General features: G+C 68.4%; 1 protein-coding gene. It reads right to left on the bottom strand.

What is annotated here, in order from left to right; genetic code table 11:
* Window positions 1-219 precede the first annotated feature (219 nt).
* Window positions 220-1,582 (bottom strand): carboxylesterase family protein (locus VFE05_02085; protein HET6228835.1); only part of this gene is annotated, 1,363 nt, incomplete at its 5' end.

Raw genomic sequence — 1,582 nt, 5'->3', positions numbered from 1 at the left:
CTTCCGCTCCCTCACCGCAGCCTTCCGTTCCTTTGCCCACGACATCCACTCACTCCTCAGTTTCCTCGAATGAAACAGCCCTGCGCTTGCGGGGGAGGGGCCGGGGGAGGGGGCACCTTTCCGCACGCGAGCTCGTCTCGGAAACGACATGACGAAGGGGCGCCGGCTGCATCGCCGGCGCCCCTTCCTCTTATCCACCGTGGACGGCGCTCGTCCGTCCTACCGTCGCCGCGCCGCCGAGAGGATGCCCTTCCCCAGCGGCGGGAACTTCGTCCAGACCGCGCTGCACGCAGGCCCGGCGGGGAGCGCCTGCATCTGGCCCGAGTTCGATCCACCCCAGGCGTACACCTGACCGTCCGGCTGGTACGCCGTCCATCCGGTCGCCGGAGCGGAGAGGTTCGTGGCGAAGTTCACCCACGCCGCGCCCATCTGCTGCCCGAGGCTCACGTCCGTCGAGGTCGGCGCCACCGTGTTGCCGTTGACGGTGTCTGCGTACGCAAGAGTGCTGAACACGTACGGCAGCTCGTACGCGTGGCAGACCTGGTTCGCCGCCGGGCCGCACTCCGCCACGCCCTTGTACATCTCCAGCGGCAGCGGCGTGTGCTGGAAGTAGTAGCTGTAGATGGGCAGCCCCGCGGCGTTGTTCGCCTTGTAGGCCGAGTCAGCCCCCACCTGGTTCCCGCAGTGAAAGGCGAAGTCGCTGATCAGGTCCGCCAGCGCCGATGCTGTGCTGTCCATCCCCGCCACCGACGGGTGGTTCCACGCGCGGTACGGATGGGTCCCGCTGCCGTCATTGTACATCGTGATCCGGAGCTTGCCGACAGGGCCGAACAGGCGCGACAGCAGCGCTCCGTACGTGAACGAGTTCAGCTTGCCGCCCGCCGCGTCCTGCGCATAGGCCGCGAATACCGTCCCCTCGTTCGCGTTGGTGCCGAACACGTACGGCTTGGCGGGCATCCCCGACGCGTACCCGTTCAGCGGCTGGCCCGTCACCACCACGTTGTCGATGACGGGCGTCCACGGCAGCCCTTCAGGGAGTCCGCCCGAGATGATACGCTCCAGCGGTCCCAGACCCTTCAGGTACTTCGCCTCGCCCGCAAGCACGGTCGCCGTGGAGACGGTGTCGAGCCACGTGGCGTTCGCCGGGCACCCGCGGCCGGCCGAGGCGGTGTCGCACAGCGCCTTCAGGAACGCGGCACCGTCGTCGGTGGCGCGCTTCACGTCGCGATACGTGGAGGAGATGGGGTTGCTCTCCATGATCGCCGCGCGGAAAAGCGACCTGCTGGTGGGCACGCTGAACAGGTGGAAGCCGGTGGACATCGCCCCCGCGCTCTCGCCGAACAGCGTCACCTTCGCGGGGTCGCCGCCGAACGCGGAGATGTTGGCCTGCACCCACCGCAGCGCGCTCTGCTGGTCCAGCAGCCCCATGTTCCCGTTGATGCTGGTGCCCGCCACCTTGCCGGTGTACAGGAAGCCCAGCGCGCCCAGCCGGTAGTTGAGTGTCACCACGACCACGTTGCCCGAGGCGGCGAGATACGTCCCGCGGTACAGCGGCGAGCTACCCGCACCCTCAACGAACGCG

Source organism: Longimicrobiaceae bacterium, assembly GCA_035696245.1.
Classification (GTDB): Bacteria; Gemmatimonadota; Gemmatimonadetes; order Longimicrobiales; family Longimicrobiaceae; genus DASRQW01.
This window is presented reverse-complemented; position numbering and strand designations above follow the sequence as displayed.